15 protein-coding genes are annotated in these 15,257 nt (G+C 56.2%); 8 read left to right on the top strand and 7 right to left on the bottom strand.

Annotated features, from left to right (window positions below):
- Positions 1-6 precede the first annotated feature (6 nt).
- Both Q669_RS10380 and Q669_RS19315 read left to right on the top strand, forming a co-directional pair.
- On the top strand, positions 7-1,731 hold the full coding sequence (locus Q669_RS10380) for a DUF927 domain-containing protein (protein WP_022992165.1): 1,725 nt from the start codon (positions 7-9) through the stop codon (positions 1,729-1,731).
- Entirely contained in the window at positions 1,724-1,966 is a 243-nt protein-coding gene (locus Q669_RS19315; RefSeq protein WP_008174217.1) for a helix-turn-helix transcriptional regulator, read from the top strand. Before Q669_RS10380 ends, Q669_RS19315 begins: the two co-directional genes overlap by 8 nt.
- 10 nt (positions 1,967-1,976) lie before the next feature.
- On the opposite strand, the gene Q669_RS10375 is transcribed toward Q669_RS19315, so the two are convergent.
- Together Q669_RS10375 and Q669_RS10370 are read right to left on the bottom strand one after the other, a co-directional pair.
- Entirely contained in the window at positions 1,977-3,218 is a 1,242-nt protein-coding gene (locus tag Q669_RS10375) for a tyrosine-type recombinase/integrase (protein ID WP_022987607.1), read from the bottom strand.
- 185 nt (positions 3,219-3,403) lie between these two features.
- Positions 3,404-4,273 carry a YicC/YloC family endoribonuclease gene (locus Q669_RS10370; RefSeq protein WP_022992164.1) on the bottom strand — a complete coding sequence of 290 codons (870 nt, stop codon included), beginning with the start codon at positions 4,271-4,273 and terminating at the stop codon, positions 3,404-3,406.
- A gap of 146 nt (positions 4,274-4,419) precedes the next feature.
- On the opposite strand from Q669_RS10370, the gene rph reads away from it, so the two are divergent.
- The gene (rph, locus tag Q669_RS10365; RefSeq protein ID WP_022992163.1) at positions 4,420-5,136 is read left to right on the top strand and encodes a ribonuclease PH; all 717 of its coding nucleotides are present in this window, start codon (positions 4,420-4,422) and stop codon (positions 5,134-5,136) included.
- Between the two features lie 147 nt (positions 5,137-5,283).
- Here the strand turns inward: rph and Q669_RS10360 are convergent, their stop codons facing one another.
- A complete protein-coding gene (locus Q669_RS10360; protein WP_022992162.1) occupies positions 5,284-6,090 on the bottom strand; it encodes an exodeoxyribonuclease III in 807 nt (268 codons plus the stop codon).
- 81 nt (positions 6,091-6,171) lie between these two features.
- On the opposite strand from Q669_RS10360, the gene pyrE reads away from it, so the two are divergent.
- Positions 6,172-6,810 carry an orotate phosphoribosyltransferase gene (gene pyrE, locus Q669_RS10355; protein ID WP_011784091.1) on the top strand — a complete coding sequence of 213 codons (639 nt, stop codon included), beginning with the start codon at positions 6,172-6,174 and terminating at the stop codon, positions 6,808-6,810.
- Between the two features lie 3 nt (positions 6,811-6,813).
- Complete coding sequence (locus Q669_RS10350) at positions 6,814-7,461, top strand: DUF4124 domain-containing protein (protein ID WP_022992161.1); 648 nt, start codon at positions 6,814-6,816, stop codon at positions 7,459-7,461.
- Positions 7,462-7,526: 65 nt separating this feature from the next.
- Here the strand turns inward: Q669_RS10350 and Q669_RS10345 are convergent, their stop codons facing one another.
- Positions 7,527-7,946 (bottom strand): hypothetical protein, encoded by a 420-nt coding sequence (locus Q669_RS10345; RefSeq protein ID WP_022992160.1) that lies wholly within the window; start codon positions 7,944-7,946, stop codon positions 7,527-7,529.
- Positions 7,947-8,209: 263 nt separating this feature from the next.
- Here Q669_RS10345 and Q669_RS10340 point away from each other — a divergent pair, with 263 nt between their 5' ends.
- The gene (locus tag Q669_RS10340) at positions 8,210-8,707 is read left to right on the top strand and encodes a fibronectin type III domain-containing protein (protein WP_022992159.1); all 498 of its coding nucleotides are present in this window, start codon (positions 8,210-8,212) and stop codon (positions 8,705-8,707) included.
- A gap of 13 nt (positions 8,708-8,720) precedes the next feature.
- On the opposite strand, the gene Q669_RS10335 is transcribed toward Q669_RS10340, so the two are convergent.
- On the bottom strand, positions 8,721-9,059 hold the full coding sequence (locus Q669_RS10335; RefSeq protein ID WP_022992158.1) for a DUF2782 domain-containing protein: 339 nt from the start codon (positions 9,057-9,059) through the stop codon (positions 8,721-8,723).
- Between the two features lie 85 nt (positions 9,060-9,144).
- On the opposite strand from Q669_RS10335, the gene polA reads away from it, so the two are divergent.
- Both polA and Q669_RS10325 read left to right on the top strand, forming a co-directional pair.
- Positions 9,145-11,871 (top strand): DNA polymerase I, encoded by a 2,727-nt coding sequence (polA, locus tag Q669_RS10330; RefSeq protein WP_022992157.1) that lies wholly within the window; start codon positions 9,145-9,147, stop codon positions 11,869-11,871.
- A gap of 199 nt (positions 11,872-12,070) precedes the next feature.
- Entirely contained in the window at positions 12,071-12,439 is a 369-nt protein-coding gene (locus Q669_RS10325; protein WP_022992156.1) for a hypothetical protein, read from the top strand.
- 37 nt (positions 12,440-12,476) lie between these two features.
- On the opposite strand, the gene Q669_RS10320 is transcribed toward Q669_RS10325, so the two are convergent.
- Both Q669_RS10320 and Q669_RS10315 read right to left on the bottom strand, forming a co-directional pair.
- The gene (locus Q669_RS10320; RefSeq protein WP_022992155.1) at positions 12,477-13,976 is read right to left on the bottom strand and encodes an OmpP1/FadL family transporter; all 1,500 of its coding nucleotides are present in this window, start codon (positions 13,974-13,976) and stop codon (positions 12,477-12,479) included.
- Positions 13,977-14,122: 146 nt separating this feature from the next.
- Entirely contained in the window at positions 14,123-15,244 is a 1,122-nt protein-coding gene (locus tag Q669_RS10315; protein ID WP_022992154.1) for a PilT/PilU family type 4a pilus ATPase, read from the bottom strand.
- Positions 15,245-15,257: the final 13 nt, after the last annotated feature.

Here is a 15,257-nt window from a genome sequence, read left to right as displayed (position 1 = left end):
GGGCAAATGAAATTTCAATTGAGAGACTCTGGCCTGTACTGCTTCAGCTCTGATGAATGGCAAAGAGTTGGTGGATGGATTGAGGTTATTGCCAGAACCCGACTCTCCAACAAGAAGCACGGTCACGGTGCGCTGCTGCAGTGGAAAAATATGGACAACGTCCTGCTCCGCGAGGTGGTGTATGCGCGCAACCTGAACGGCGATAACGCCCGACAGATACGGGAGCTGCTCGTGGACAGCGGCTATCCGCTGGAGCCTGGCAATATCAGTTGGGCACGACTACAACGCTACCTGCTTGAGGAAATGGCAAAGGCGCCGCCGGCCACAACCGTCGACCGTACAGGTTGGCACGGCCCCATCTTCGCGACGAGTAGCTGGACGGCAGGTCAGGCGGATGAGCAGCACTACTTCGTCGGGCAGCTATCAACCTCCCCTCTACTTCAGGAAAACGGTTCTCTCCAGGATTGGCAAGCTCAAGTGGGGAAGCTGTGTGAGGGCAACCCGCTGGCGATGTTCAGCATTGGGGTAGCCCTTGCGGCACCACTGCTGAAGCATGCGGAGATTGAAAATGGGGCTTTTCACTTCGGCGGCAATAGCTCCAGCGGTAAAACGACACTACTGCAGGCGGCCGCGAGCGTGTGTGGTGCACCAACGTTTGTGCGGAACTGGGTATCGACTGCCAATGGCTTGGCAGCCGTGGCTGCTGAGCACAATGACATGTTGCTGGCATTGGATGAAATTGGCCTGGCGCGCCCGGAAGATGTCGATGTAGCGACGTATCATATAATGACCGGTGCCAGTAAGTTGCGTGCGAATATATCAGGGGACCTTACTGCACAAACGCACTGGCGAACTCTGGCTTTAAGTACCGGTGAGGTATGGCTATCGGAAGTATTTCAGGAAATAGGCAAGTCGGTTAAAGCCGGCCAAGAAACCCGACTTGTCGAGATTCCGATTTTTGGGAGGTTTGGAGCCTTTGACAAGTTGCATGGATTCAACAGTGCCCAAGAGTTCGTGGACACGTTGAAAAGCCGTACCGGGCACTACCACGGCACACTGTTCCGGCACTGGCTCGAGCGTCTTACAGAAGATGTGAATGACCTACCCAGCTACATCCAGAATGAGGTTGCCCGGTTGACGGAGCAATGGAAGACCCCTCATATGGCTTCGCAAGTCGTCCGAGTGATCAGGCGGTTCGCACTGATCACCGCTGCACTATGCCTGGCATGTCGGAACTATCTCCTCCCCTGGACGGAAGCGGAGTCGGTTCGAGCAGTACACCAAGTCGTTGGAGCCTGGCTTCGGAGCCGGGGTCACATCTTCAATTCGGAGGAGTACCGCCTGTTGGCCCGCCTTCGCGATGCTATTTACAAATGGAATCACCGTCTCGTTGACATAGAGCGGGGGGATTACGGAAGAGCAATTGGTCTGCGACGCAAAGTGGCCGGTGAGACGCAGTGGCTGATACCCAAAAATACTCTTATCAAGGAGCTTGGCCTTCGAAGTCGATACACCCGGGAAATTGAGCCGCTGATCCAGAGAGATTTCCTGGAAACCAATGAACAGAGCCGTGGCACCATGAAAATCAAGCTACGGGATCGATCGGAGCGTTTTTTCGCCCTGTGGCCTGATCGCATCAAGGCGTATTGGGAAGCGCTACCGGATGGAGATGGACTTTCCCAGTTTCCCACTATTCCCACTGGTGATTCGGAGGTAGAGGAGGATGATTGATAAAACCTTCAGTCCGCCTTCGGAAGAGGTGCGCACCAAGCTTCTGGCTCGTTCTGGACAGTGTGAGCGGCTGGTTCGGGAGTCGGACCGTCGAACGATTACGGGTGTCAGTCGGACGCAGTGGTGGACTTTGGAAAGAAAGCGAGTGGCTCCGGCACGGCTCAAGTTGGGCTGCAACTCGGTGGCGTGGCGACTATCGGATCTGTTGGCCTGGATTGAGCAACAAGGGGCCTGATCTGGCCCCTTTACCCTCCAGAGCTGACTTCACCTCTCACGATGGGCGCCAGCCACTCGCAGAGCGCCTCGTGAGCCGCTCTTCGCTCTTCAAAGTACGCATGCTTGTTATAAACCCGGTCCGTCCGGTTGCCGGGCAGTTGATTCAGGCAGCGCTGAGCCAGATTGTCATCAAAACCAAGCTTGCCCAGCTTCGTCCTGGCCGTGCCACGCAGATCGTGGACGCGGCGCTTGTCGAACGAAAAGAACTTTTTCTCAAAGAGTTTCTTGAGCGCATGGTTCAGCGTGTTTTCACACACAAACGGCGTCCGTGCTTTTTTACTGATCCTGCGAGCTGGAAATACCCACTCACTACCGCAGGAACGTACCTTCAGCTCATTCAGCCATTCCACGGCGGGCTCCGCCAACGGGATATCGATGGCCCTTCTCTTTTTGGTCCTTTCCTCGGGCAGGTACCAGATACGGTTCTCCAGATCGAATTCCGACCAAGGCGCTGCCAGCAGCTCCATTTTTCTCGTACAGGTCGCAATCAACAAAGCACAGGCCAGGTAGTTTTCACGGCTGAACTGCGCCGGAATCACCCGGAGTTTGGTGAAGAACTCGGTGACTTCGTCTTCATTCATTGGGTAGTTGGCGGCCTTCTCCTCCCCGCCGGCGTCCCTGGGACGGAATGGCGAGGCTGGATTGAACCTGGTGACGTCCAGTTTGATGCCATGATCAAACAGGTTCCTCAGCAGGCGCATCAAATCATTTGATAGGGTTGGGCGGGGCTTATTGTCGTCATAGCCAGTGGCCACGTCCCGCAGGATTTCACTGATATCCACTGGTCGGATCTTTTCAAGTTCCACCTTTCCGATGCGCCAGGCGACCTCACGCTCGTACAGGCTCTTCTCTTTATGGTGGGACGCGATTTCTCGTTTGCGAAGCTCGTAGTAGTCCGCGTACAGGTCATTGAGCGTTTTGAAGGGGTTTTGGTTGACCTTCTGCCGCTCCTGAACCGGGTCAGCACCCTCACGCTTGATCGCCAACCTCAGCTTCGCCGCCTCATCACGGGCGTCGGCCAATGACCAGTCGTCCACCTTGCCGATGGTGTATTCGCGCCGGAGCTTGGTAGCTGGGGTGGTATAGCGCAGCATCCAGTAGGCATCGCCGCGCTTCGGGGTCATGAGGTAGAGACCATTGCCATCGGCATGCCGCACGGATGGCTTCTCTTTGATCAGTTTCTTGACGGTCTTGTCGTGTAGCTTGCCCACTTTCCTGCCTTAAAAAAATTGGGGAGTACAATCTCGCCGATACAATATAGCGAGAAAATACTCCCCAATCTACTACCCATCACTACCCAAACTTGGCAGAACTTACACGAACATTATGAGCGTCAAAATTACATAACTATTTGATTTATAATGCCATCAAGAACAACGTCGAACCCCCAAGAACATCACTCAATATTCTGCACCTGTTCCCGCATCTGCTCGATCAGCACCTTCAGGTCCACCGCTGCACGGGTGACGGCGGCATCGATGCTCTTGCTGCTCAGGGTATTGGCTTCCCGGTTCAGCTCCTGCATCAGGAAGTCCAGGCGCCGGCCGATGGCATCGTCGTTTTGCAGGGTGTCGGTGACTTCGCTGATATGGGCATCCAGGCGGTCCAGCTCTTCGGCCACGTCGCTCTTCTGGGCCAGCATGACCATTTCCTGGGCCACGCGCTCCGGGTCCAGCTCTACCTTGGCTTTCTCAAAGCGATCACGAAGGTTCTGCTCCTGGGCGGCCAGCAGCTGGGGCATTTTCTCCCGAACTTCCGCCACCAGCTTACCCATGGCGGTCAGGCGGTCCTCGAACAGTGGCCGCAGGCGCTCACCCTCTCGCTCGCGAACCGTCATCAGCTCCTTGACAGTTTCCGCGAACAGCCCCGCCGCCGCTTCCTTGGCCGCGCTGTAATCCTTCTCCGGCAACGACATCACCCCCGGCCAGCGGAGAATATCCAAAGCGTTGATATGGGCCGGGTTATCCAGCATACGATTAATGTGGTTGGCTGCCTCATTCACCGCCTGGGCCATTTCATCGCTAATCTCGAAGCTCTGCACCTCGCTCTCCACCGACTGCAGGCGCATGGAAATATCCACCTTGCCCCGCTTCAGCCCCTGCTTGCGCAACTCCTCCCGGAACCGGTTTTCCAGTTCACGGAAAGCCTCCGGCAGGCGGAAAGATGGCTCCAGGTAGCGATGGTTTACGGTACGGATCTCACAGGTGAGAGTACCCCAGTCACCCCGGGAATCCTTGCGGGCAAAAGCAGTCATGCTGCGGATCATAATGGCTCCAGTCTTATTCAACAGAGTTTCGAGTTTAACAGGCAAACGCCCGGAGCAGCGAACCCGACCAAATGCTATACTCGGTGCCCTTTCAAAACGCCCGACCGGCAACAGCCGGACATTCATCTTCAAAAACAGGACACACTATGCGACCAAGCGGCAGAACGCCCGAGCAACCCAGAGACGTTCGCATCACCCGCAACTACACCCGCCACGCCGAAGGCTCGGTGCTGGTTGAGTTCGGCGACACCAAGGTTATCTGCACCGCCTCGGTAGAGAACAAAGTACCGCCCTTCCTGCGCGGCGAAGGCAAAGGCTGGATCACCGCCGAGTACGGCATGCTGCCCCGCTCCACCGGCAGCCGCATGGGCCGGGAAGCTGCCCGTGGAAAACAGGGTGGCCGCACCGTGGAAATCCAGCGCCTGATCGGCCGCAGCCTGCGCGCAGCGGTAGACCTCGAAGCCCTGGGCGAACACACCATCACCATCGACTGCGACGTCATCCAGGCCGACGGCGGCACCCGCACCGCAGCCATCACCGGCGGCTGCGTTGCCCTGGTAGACGCCCTGAACCACCTGGTCACCAACAAACGCCTGAAGCGATCCCCGCTCAAGCAAATGGTCGCGGCCATTTCAGTGGGTGTATACAAAGGCATGCCGGTAGCCGACCTGGACTACCCGGAAGACTCCGAAGCCGAAACCGACATGAACGTAATCATGACCGATCAGGGCGGCTTCATCGAAATTCAGGGAACTGCCGAAGGCGCACCGTTCGAACAAACAGAACTGGACGCCATGCTGGCGCTGGCAAGGAAAGCGATTAATCAGTTGTTTGAACTGCAGAAAGAAGCCCTGAAAGGCTAACTCAGGAGTCTGGGGTGGCGTTGTGGCAAGCCTTCCCCAGAATTTCGAAGGCCATGGATGGCCTGAGATAAGCGCACAGGGATGTGCTCGTAGCGGTTCTGGGGAAGGCTTGCCACAACGGCGCCCTCCCCCGGATTAAGGAACGGCTTAAAAACCGATTTCGATATCGTAATCCATGATCACCGGCGCGTGGTCAGAGAACCGCGTACCGTCATCAATCCAGCCATCGCGAATGGTCTTGCGAATCCCCGGCGTCAGCAAATGGTAATCCACCCGGATACCGGCCTTCTTGCGGGAACCCTCGGTCTGCTCCGGCCACCAGGTAAACTGGTTGCTCTGCTTGTTGATCTCACGGAATGCATCAATACAGCCCATCTCATCGAACAAACGATCCAGCCACGCACGCTCATGGGGCAGGAAGCCGGAAAAATCCGTCTTGTGGTAGAGCGGGCTGGCATCCGTTACATGGTGAGCCGTCTGCAGGTTGGCACAGAAGATAAACTGACGACGCTTGCGCAGGGTTTTCTGCATGTGCACGCCAAAGGCTTCCATGAACTCGTCTTTGTGATCGAGAACCGTCAGATCGTCTTCACCAGTCAGCTCTTCTTCGCGGCCCAGGGCGCAGGGCGCGAGCACGCAGGCAACGGAAACCTTGTCGAAGTCGGCCTGGATAAAGCGGCCTTCCCGGTCTGACTGTTCATTGGCAAAGCCATACATGATGGCCTTCGGAAAATGACGGGTGTAGATGCCTACACCACCATGTTCGTTCAGTTCACCATCAATGAAGTAGGCCTCGTAGCCTTCCGGAACCAGGTTCCTGTCTTCAATTTCGTAGGCGCGCATGCGGTGGTCCTGCACACAGACCACATCAGCGTCCTGTTCGGCAAGCCAGTCAAAAAAACCCTTTTCAACAGCCTGCTCAAGACCATTGACGCTGATTGATACTACCCGCATACGTGTTCCCTGATTCGGTTTGTGTGTATGATACCGTTTTTACGCTTTAATTAAAGATCAAACCCCGCCAGAAGCCTTGCCATGCATGACTATCAGCAAAAATTCATTGAGTTTGCCATCCAGCGGAATGTGCTGCGTTTTGGAGAATTCACACTCAAATCCGGGCGCACCAGCCCCTACTTCTTCAATGCCGGACTGTTCAACACCGGAAACGACCTGCTTGAGTTAAGCAAGGCCTATGCCGCTGCGATAGCACGCAGCGGGCTGGATTATGACATCATTTTCGGGCCTGCCTATAAGGGCATTCCGTTGGCCACGGTAACTGCCATGGCACTTGCAACAGACGGTAACAGCAAACCTTTTGCCTTTAACCGCAAAGAAAAGAAAGATCATGGTGAGGGTGGCAATATTGTTGGCGCCCCACTACAAGGTAAGGTACTGATTGTTGACGACGTGATTACCGCAGGCACGGCCATCCGGGAATCTATCGACATCATCCGGGCCGCCGGAGCCGAACCGGCGGGCGTGCTGATTGCCCTGGACCGACAGGAAAAGGGCAACGGTGAACTGTCCGCCATCCAGGAAGTCGAGAAAGAGTTCGGCATCCCCGTTGTCAGCATCATTCGTCTTGAACAGGTACTGGACTACCTGAAGTCCAATCCGGAATTTGCCGGCCATGCGGAGAACGTGGCCAGCTACCGGGACCGCTACGGAGTCTGATGAATGCGTCACCATCTGACCGTTTCTCCTGTTGTTGCCGGCGTTGCGGCCTTCGGACTGCTGTTTGCGGCCGGCGCCCAGGCAACCATGTACCGTTACACGGATGAAAACGGACGGCTGGTTATCAGCAACACCATTCCCCAGGAAGCGACCAAACGTGGTTACGATATCCTGAGCAACAACGGCCGGGTGGTCGAAACCGTTGCCCCCGCCCCCACCGCGGAAGAAATCGCCGCCCGGGAAGCCGAGAAAGAGCGCCAGAAGCAACTGGAACTCCAGCAGGAGCAGGATCGTCTGCTCCTGAAACGCTTCAGCCATCCGGATCAGGCTGTGCGCGCCATGCATCGCAAGATCCGCGAACTGGAGGGCATTATCCAGCTGAAGCGCGGGAACATTTCAGTAATTTCCAGCCAGCTCGACAGCGAGCAGAGCCGCGCGGCGGATATGGAGCGCGCCGGCCGGGACATCCCGGAAACGACGCTGGAAAAAATCCGCAGGCTCGAAGCCCAGATTCGAGATATCGAGCGGGAGATTTCCGCTCAGCGGCAGGATATCGGCGAAATGAAAAGGGCCTACGAAGAAGACATCAAGCGTCTGGAAGAAATCACCGGGGAGACACGAACACTCCCCCTGGAGCCGGAAGAAAACTAAGCTCCACTAATGACAAAGGGCGCTCAACCGAGCGCCCTTTGCGTATGACTCACCAACTCGTCGAATCAAGCAGTGGCGGCAGTGGTTTTCTTGGCCGCAGGCTTGCGAGCAGTGGTCTTGCGCGTAGCCGGCTTCTTGGCCGTTACGGACTTCTTGGCATCCTGAGCGGCCTCTGAAACATCGTCGGCTGCCTCTGAAACAGCGTCCGCACCTTCGGCAGCTTCTTTTTCCAGCTTCGCAACCAGCTCAGCGGCGAAGTTGCCAAAGCGGAAGTTCAGCGAACGCAGCTGCTCGAACAGGTTCTCGGAGTAGCCGTTGTAACGCTTGCGCAGGGTCTTTACGCTGTACTCACGCGCTTCCGCTTCCAGCTTTTCTGCATAATCAAACGGCTTGGACGCCAGCTTCTTCTGCTGCTCTTCAGCCGCGTTGATGCCTTTCTCAACGATGTCTTGCAGCTGTTCCTGGTAGGATTTCAGTTTACCCATGGTGGTTCTCCCTGTTTTCCGAGTCGTTTCGGCACCGCGTTTTGCAGAGCCTTTGGTAACTTTCACCTACCAAAGTACGGCTAAAAATTAGAATGTTCATACTAAACACGGATAGGGGTTTTTACCGATTATTCACTTGATCACAGAATACTCGCTGGCATAATCGCACACTGTTTTAACGAAGCCCGTCTCCCGGTTGTATTCAGGCTCCATACGAACGAACACCAGAGGGTGCACCTGCAGCGCCCCGTATGCGAGTAGTTATGAAGAGAACGCTTTATCCCAGTCCGCTGTCACGAACCGCGGCCACACTCCTTTGCCTGTTTGCCATAGTTCTGGCCGGCTGCCAGGAAGACACGCGAGCCAGTAAACTGGATTCAAAACGCGCTTCGGAGATGGCAGACAGCCGCCTGAAACAGGCGCAGGGCGACCTGCTTGCCACGCTCGGCCAAAGCCAGCCGGACGATCAGGAAACGCCACAGCCACCTGGCGCCGACATCCCGAAAACCCTGGTATGGAACCCACCGCTCACCCGTGAAGATGGCTCAGCACTGACACCTGGTCAGATTGCCGGTTACCGCATCTATTACCGACTGAAACATCAGGAGAGCTTCAGCGTCATTCCGCTGAACGATGGCAGCAAAACCCGATACACCCTGTCGGAGATGCAGCCCGGCGCCTACGAGTTCTCAATCACAACCATTGATGTGGATGGCCTGGAAAGCAGGCGATCAGACCCGGTTGAGGTCAACCTGATCTGACCGGAAGGACGGGTTACCAGCGGAAGATCACCCAGCTGGGCACGAGCAGGTCGGACTCGGTATCCTGAACCCAGCCACCGCCGTCGGCCGGCACCAGGTAGTATTCCGGGCCAATTTCAGGCACCACTTTGATCTCCATCAGCTGGCCATTCACCCGATACTCATAAAACACTTCTTTCTCGCCGGGGCGAATAACAATCTCCGCACCACCCTCCGGCGGCTGGTAATCGGAAATAACCACAGGTTCCTGAGGGGTAACCACCGGGGTGGCATTCAGAGCCCCTTCATCCTGGGCCAGCAACGGCGCAGAGAAGCAGCCCCACAGCAGGGCGGAACAGGCGATTCGTTTCATTTTCGTGGTACCCTTTGGTTCATCTTTCTGGCTAGAGTTGCACAAGCCAATCCACGCTTCAATCAGAATCCGGACCTGTTTTGATATGACTGAACAAACCAACCCTCCCGTGGTTCTGGTGGACGGATCGTCTTACCTGTTCCGTGCCTACCATGCCCTGCCGCCACTGACCACCAGCAAGAATCACCCGACTGGCGCCATCAAAGGCGTAATCAGCATGTTGCGGCGGATTGAACAGGACTTTCCGGGCTCAAAAACCGTGGTGGTATTTGATGCCAAGGGTAAGACTTTCCGGCACGACATGTATGAGGAATACAAAGCCAATCGCCCCCCCATGCCGGATGATCTGGCGGTACAAATTGAACCCATTCACGAGATTGTCAGGGCGATGGGCTTACCACTGTTGATCGTGCCCGGCGTCGAGGCCGACGATGTCATCGGCACCCTGGCCCATGAAGCCACCAGCAAGGGCATCGATGTGGTCGTGTCTACCGGCGACAAGGACATGGCCCAACTGGTCAGTGACCACGTTACCCTTATCAACACCATGACCGAAACCGCCATGGACCGGGACGGGGTCGTTGAAAAGTTTGGTGTTACCCCGGAGCAGATCATCGATTACCTGGCCCTGGTGGGTGACAAAGTCGACAACATTCCCGGTGTAAACAAATGCGGCCCGAAAACCGCCGTGAAATGGCTGCAGAGCTACGACAACCTCGACAACCTCATTGAGCATGCCGACGAGATCAAAGGCAAAATCGGCGAATACCTGAGGGAAGCAACCGACACCCTGCCCCTGAGCCGGGAGCTGGCCACCATCCGGACCGATGTGGAACTCGAATTCGGGCTGGAGGATCTTCAGGAACGCCAGCAGGACGACGCCAGTCTGTTGGAGCTCTTCAAAGAGTACGAATTCCGCACCTGGATCGCGGAACTGGAAAACGGCTCCTCATCAGACGACGGCTCCCAGAGCAGCCAACCACAGCCGAAACCTTCGGTGGAAAAGCAGTATCAGGTCATTACCGAGCAGGCGGACCTGGACCAGTGGCTGAAGAAACTCAAAGATTCCGATCTGTTCGCCTTCGACACCGAAACCACCAGCCTCCGCTACATGGATGCCGAAATTGTCGGCGTTTCGTTTGCTGTTGAGCCGGGAAAGGCCGCTTACGTGCCACTGGGCCATGATTATATGGGCGCGCCGGAGCAACTGGACCGCGACTCTGTGCTGGAACAGCTGAAGCCGTTGCTTGAAGACCCGAAACACAAAAAGGTCGGGCAGAACCTCAAGTACGACAAAAACGTGCTGGCCAACCATGATATACAGCTGGAGGGCATCGCCGAGGACACCATGGTGGAGTCCTACGTACTGAATTCGGTCGGCACCCGCCACGACATGGACAGCCTGGCCCGAACCTATCTTGATGAAGAAACCATCACCTACGAATCGATTGCGGGCAAAGGCGCCAAGCAACTGACGTTCAACCAAATCGATCTGGAAAGCGCGGGGCCCTATGCCGCCGAAGACGCTGACATCACCCTGCGCCTGCACCAGACTCTCGCCCCGAGGCTGAAAGACACCGGCAAGCTGGAATCCGTCTACCGGGAAATCGACCTGCCGCTGGTGCCGGTGCTGTCCCGGATGGAACAGCGGGGCACCCTGATCAGTGCCAGCACGCTACGCCAGCACAGCCAGGAACTTGCAGAGCGCATGGCTGAACTGGAGAAGGAAGCCCACGAGGTTGCCGGCGAAGCTTTCAACCTGGGCTCCACCAAACAATTGCAGGCCATCCTTTACGACAAACTTGGCCTGCGGGTCATCAAGAAGACACCAAAGGGCGCGCCATCGACGGCCGAGCCGGTTCTGCAGGAGCTGGCCCACGAGCACGAACTGCCCCGGCTGATTGTCGAGCACCGCAGTTTAAGCAAGCTGAAGTCCACTTATACTGACACCCTGCCCGAGCTTATCCACCACCGCACCGGGCGAGTGCACACTTCCTATCATCAGGCGGTGACAGCGACAGGACGTTTGTCTTCATCGGAACCCAACCTGCAGAACATTCCGATTCGGACCCGGGAAGGCCGACGCATACGCCAGGCATTTATTGCCCCGAAAGGCTACAAGTTGCTGGCCGCTGACTACTCCCAGATTGAGCTTCGCATCATGGCTCACCTGTCTGGCGATAGAGGTCTACTGACCGCGTTCGAACACGGCGAAGACATTCACAAGGCCACCGCAGCCGAAGTCTTCGGCGTGACAGTGGATGAGGTAACCGGCGACCAGCGTCGGAGTGCCAAGGCGATCAACTTCGGGCTGATCTACGGCATGTCGGCATTCGGACTTTCGCGCCAGCTGGAGGTGGACCGAAAAACCGCCCAGGAATACATCGACCGGTATTTCGAGCGTTACCCCGGCGTACTCAAATACATGGACAACATCCGCAAACAGGCCCATGACGACGGCTACGTGGAAACGCTCTACGGCCGCCGCCTGTACCTGCCGGAGATCAACGCACGTAACAAGCAGCTGCAGCAGGCCGCCGAGCGCACCGCCATCAATGCGCCCATGCAGGGCACGGCCGCCGACATCATCAAGCGAGCCATGATCGAGGTAGACAACTGGCTACGTAGCGAACACGCCGACGATGCCTGCATGACCATGCAGGTACACGACGAACTGATCATCGAAGTTCGCGAAGAAGCCGTCGAGAAAGTCAAAGAAGGCCTGGTCAAGCGCATGTCCGCCGCCGCCAGCCTGGATGTGCCACTGCTGGTGGAAGCCGGTGTGGGTGACAACTGGGACCAGGCTCACTAAAAGCCCCGCAACTTCGGATAACGCCCTGTTTCTGAACAACATCCCGCTTCCGGGCACAGAAACAGGGCAGACTCTCCGCTCACACCCTCGCAGACACCAGCAAAGACGGCCATCGGCACTGAGGCACGAATTCTGCATTGTCCTCCGATGTCTCGGGGCCCTTCGCCCCATGCAGTGACACCAATGCGAGGTCCAAGCGATGAATTCCGCAACCAGCGAACGCAACTGGCTGTTCGACCCCAGTCTTCTGAAACTCGTGCATCAGTGCCGCCGGCTTATCCAGTCTGAATTCGGCGTAAAACTGCACCTTAACGAAGATGGCCTGGAGCAACACCTGGCCGAGTACGCCCGTAAAACCCGTTCAAAGCATCTGGTTCATACCTGGGAAGCGCTTAAGCAGAGAGTGCCGGAGCTGAATACCTCCAATATCGAAGAGGAAATTGCGCCACGGATGTACCGCGGACAACCTATCGCGGAAGAAGGTAACAGAAAGGCTACGGCGGAAATGTCCGGAAGCGACTGCCCCCGGCAGAAAAAGGTGATCTACCGGGGGCAGGTGGTGGGCTGATTCCGGAAGGAATCAGCCGCAGAGGGCTATTCGAGAATCAGAAGGCTTTACTGACTTCGAATGCGGCGCTCCAGGCGCTGAGTTCGTATTCAGCTTGGTAGTTTGAGGCACCGGAGTTCGGATCAACTGTAGATGGCGCATCATGAAGGTATTGGAACTCATCAACCTTGGCGTCGTCGGCAAAGATCAACGTGCCCACAGCCACATCAACAGTCCAGCCGCTTTGCACGTCCTTCCATTGAGTACCCAGGGTGAGCCAATGACGGTCTTCAGAAGGAATGCGTGCAGTCACATATTGGTCGACTGGCGACTCATCAAAGGCATAGCCTGCCTTAAATGCCCACGCAGGCGAAGCCTGCCAAATTCCACCAACATTAAACTGCCAGGTGTTTTTCCACTTCTCGGTAATGTGGGTAATTGGCGTGTCGCCAGTCCTACCAGTCGCTGACGAGATATCTCCGGTCGCTCCCTCGCGGGAGTTGATGTCCAGCTCTTCAAAACGGCTCCAGCGCGCGTATGTGGCCCCGGCCAACAAAGTTATGCTGTCAGCTAATTGGTGCCGGATGCCCACAGATATGCTTTCTGGTATTTCCAGCGGAACTTTTACCTTCTCAGATTGATTGGTTTGCTCCCCCGTGGGAAACACCTGCTCTCCCACGCCAGGAATCGTCACAACAGCGGTATCTGGAATTTTGCTGACCTCAGCATCACCCTCGAGATCAAACCGTGTTGGAGTCTGCGCTGTCAAACCAATCTGAGTTCTGTCTGAAAGTTCATACAAGAAGCCGATTCTAAAATTAATCGCGACGTCATCGCCCTCGATATCAGCATATCCTTGATCAAAACCATCGATAGAGGATGGATCAGGAACCCCTACGGCAGTGGGAGGTACAGGAAGACCGGCCTCCAACTGACTATAACCCGCCTGCCATCGACCGTAGATGCCTGAATAATCCTGGTACTTTGTCAGTCGGCCCTCGGCATACATGATATTAAGACCTAGGCCCATCGACAGACCCTTGCCGTTATTAATGGCAATAGACGGCGTAAAGGCAATCGCCGTCAGCTCTGTCTTGTCCGCAAAATAACGTCCAACAAAGTCGTTTTCATAATCAGCGGCAAGGCCGTAAGGAGCATGAATACCAAAACCAACATCAATAGAGTCATTGATTTCGTGGGTCAGATAGAAATTCGGCAGAACCGCAGGATCAGCAATATCACCACCGCGGGATCCCTCTACGTCACCGCCGAGCTGGTTAACCGCTTTCGCACCACTTTTCGCCTCAGCATCAATATCCAACACCGCCGCACCAAACGAAATATTGGTGCCGGAAAGCTGGCTCATACCGGCCGGGTTGAACAGAACCGTGGTGGCGTTCTCGGGGTTGGCGGCAGCGCCGGCATTGGCCACGCCCATCTGGCTGGCGCTCTGCTCGTTCAGGGAAAAACCGCCGGCCAGAACACTGGCTGGTGCTGCTATGACTGCCAGCGTCGCCAAACGGATCGCTTTTACGAGTGCGTTGGTATTTTTGTGCATGGTGTCTCCTTTTTTAGAATCGCGCGGAGTATACGCAGCACATGGCAACTGCCTCAAATGCCAAAGCTACTGGTTCGCGCCGCTAACCAATTACAACTTTGGTATTAGATGCCGCCCCCGGTGAACGGGGGCGGAAGACGAGGACGTCAGTCGTCCTGAATGGTGAGTTTGTCGACGGAGGAAGACAGCTTGTCTGCACCCTGGGCGTCAGCACCCAGCTTGATCATCAGGCGCAGATCGTTGGCGGAATCTGCGTGCGCGAGGGCATCTTCGTAGGTGATGGAGCCCTCGGCATACAGCTTGTACAGAGCCTGATCGAAGGTCTGCATGCCAGACTCGTTCGATTTTGCCATCAGCTCTTTGAGTTTGTGCACTTCGCCCTTGCGGATCAGGTCTGCCACCAGCGGGGTGTTGATCAATACCTCGATAACCGCCTTACGCCCCTTGCCGTCCGGCGTGGGAACCAGTTGCTGGGCGACGATGGCCTTCAGGTTCAGAGACAGATCCATCCAGATCTGGTTGTGCTGCTCCGGCGGAAAGAACTGGATAATCCGGTCCAGCGCCTGGTTGGCGTTGTTGGCGTGCAGGGTGGCCAGACACAGGTGGCCGGTTTCGGCGAACTGAACCGAGTATTCCATGGTCTGGCGTGTCCGCACCTCACCAATCAGAATGACATCCGGCGCCTGCCGCAGAGTGTTCTTCAGAGCCACCTCAAAGCTTTCGGTATCAATACCCACTTCCCGCTGGGTCACGATACAGCCCTGGTGTTGATGCACGAATTCGATCGGGTCTTCGATGGAGATGATATGGCCGCGACTGTTACGGTTGCGATGGCCAAGCATGGCCGCCAGCGAGGTGGACTTACCGGTACCGGTTGCACCCACAAACATGATCAGGCCACGCTTGGTCATGGCCAGATCCTTGATGATCTCCGGCAGCGACAGATCGTCAATCTGGGGGATTTTCACCTCAATCCGGCGAAGCACCATGCCGCAAAGGTTGCGCTGGAAGAAGGCCGACACCCGGAAGCGGCCAATGCCCCGGGCACTGATGGCAAAGTTGCATTCGTGGGTTTCTTCTAACTCGGCGCGCTGTTTGTCATTCATGGCGCCGTAGACAAACTCCCGCGTCTGTTCTGGCGTCAGGGCCCTCTTGGTAACGGGCAACACCTTACCGTTCACCTTCATGCTGGGAGGCACCCCTGCTGTGATAAACAGGTCTGAACCACCCTTTTCTACCATGAGCCGTAACAGTTTCTCGAATTCCATTTTTCTACCCAGT

This window comes from Marinobacter sp. C1S70 (assembly GCF_000475355.1).
Lineage (GTDB): Bacteria > Pseudomonadota > Gammaproteobacteria > Pseudomonadales > Oleiphilaceae > Marinobacter > Marinobacter nauticus.
This window is presented reverse-complemented; position numbering and strand designations above follow the sequence as displayed.

Bases quoted from the DNA above. Each gene is read 5' to 3' on its own strand.
- Q669_RS10360 (WP_022992162.1), bottom strand. From the start codon at position 6,090: ATGCGGGTAGTATCAATCAGCGTCAATGGTCTTGAGCAGGCTGTTGAA.
- Q669_RS10380 (WP_022992165.1), top strand. From the start codon at position 7: ATGAAATTTCAATTGAGAGACTCTGGCCTGTACTGCTTCAGCTCTGAT.
- Q669_RS10340 (WP_022992159.1), top strand. From the start codon at position 8,210: ATGAAGAGAACGCTTTATCCCAGTCCGCTGTCACGAACCGCGGCCACA.
- polA (WP_022992157.1), top strand. From the start codon at position 9,145: ATGACTGAACAAACCAACCCTCCCGTGGTTCTGGTGGACGGATCGTCT.
- Q669_RS10345 (WP_022992160.1), bottom strand. From the start codon at position 7,946: ATGGGTAAACTGAAATCCTACCAGGAACAGCTGCAAGACATCGTTGAG.
- Q669_RS10325 (WP_022992156.1), top strand. From the start codon at position 12,071: ATGAATTCCGCAACCAGCGAACGCAACTGGCTGTTCGACCCCAGTCTT.
- Q669_RS10335 (WP_022992158.1), bottom strand. From the start codon at position 9,059: ATGAAACGAATCGCCTGTTCCGCCCTGCTGTGGGGCTGCTTCTCTGCG.
- Q669_RS10350 (WP_022992161.1), top strand. From the start codon at position 6,814: ATGCGTCACCATCTGACCGTTTCTCCTGTTGTTGCCGGCGTTGCGGCC.
- Q669_RS10370 (WP_022992164.1), bottom strand. From the start codon at position 4,273: ATGATCCGCAGCATGACTGCTTTTGCCCGCAAGGATTCCCGGGGTGAC.
- Q669_RS10315 (WP_022992154.1), bottom strand. From the start codon at position 15,244: ATGGAATTCGAGAAACTGTTACGGCTCATGGTAGAAAAGGGTGGTTCA.
- pyrE (WP_011784091.1), top strand. From the start codon at position 6,172: ATGCATGACTATCAGCAAAAATTCATTGAGTTTGCCATCCAGCGGAAT.
- Q669_RS19315 (WP_008174217.1), top strand. From the start codon at position 1,724: ATGATTGATAAAACCTTCAGTCCGCCTTCGGAAGAGGTGCGCACCAAG.
- rph (WP_022992163.1), top strand. From the start codon at position 4,420: ATGCGACCAAGCGGCAGAACGCCCGAGCAACCCAGAGACGTTCGCATC.
- Q669_RS10320 (WP_022992155.1), bottom strand. From the start codon at position 13,976: ATGCACAAAAATACCAACGCACTCGTAAAAGCGATCCGTTTGGCGACG.